We start from the raw sequence: 957 nt of genomic DNA on the forward strand, positions 1-957 counted from the left end.
TCCGTGGTGACGATCGGGATGCTTTCCATTCCCGTGTTATTAAAGTATGGCTATGATCAAGGGTTAACCACTGGCGTGGTGGCTGCAGGGGGAACCTTGGGGATTTTGATCCCGCCGAGCATCATGCTGGTGGTGATGGGATCCTATGCCCAGGTATCGGTCGGGGATTTGTTTAAAACGGCCTTTGTGCCGGGATTAATGCTATCCCTCTTTTATTGCATCTATGTGGTGTTCCTCTGCTGGAGAAAACCGCATATGGGACCGGCCATAAGTAAAGAGGAACTCAGCGCGGTTACTACCGGACAAATCGTCAAGAACTTTATGGTGAGTTCGGTGCCGATGACGATTCTGATTGTGGCGGTGCTGGTGACGATCTACACGGGAATTGCGACTCCAACAGAAGTCTCCGGGGTGGGTGCCGCAGTGGCTTTATTGCTCACCGTGTGCTACCGAAAGTTCAGTATGAAGATGCTAAGCGAATCGGTGTATGAAACGGCGAAAACGACGACGATGGTGTTGTTCATTATCATTGGGGCGGATGCCTTTACCTCGATGTTCCTGGGACTGGATGGAGATGAAACCATTCACCAAATGATTGAAGCCGTAGGGTTAAGCGGATCCGCCGTGTTTATTAGCATGATGGTGGTGACATATATTCTCGGGATCTTTATGGAATGGCCAGGGATTGTCTCGATCGTATTTCCGGTCTTCATGCCCTTGCTCCAGAAATATGGCTATGACATGGTATGGGTGATCACTTGTGCGGCTGTCGCGCTACAGACCTCGTTCTTGACGCCGCCTGTGGGAGGCTCCTTATTCTATATCAAGGGAATTGTGCCGAAGGAAGTGAAAATGCAGGCGATCTTTAGAGGGGTCAATCCATTCGTCGCGATCATGTTACTCGTTCTCGCCCTGCTCATGATGTTCCCGGAATTGATCATGTGGCTGGTGGATTAA

Annotated in this window: 1 protein-coding gene; it reads left to right on the plus strand. The window is 50.3% G+C overall.

The window, feature by feature from the left end:
* Window positions 1-957: TRAP transporter large permease (locus ABLT31_RS38755; protein WP_367761041.1), on the plus strand; the 957-nt coding region annotated here is incomplete at its 5' end.

The sequence above is a fragment of the Ammoniphilus soli genome (assembly GCF_040813775.1).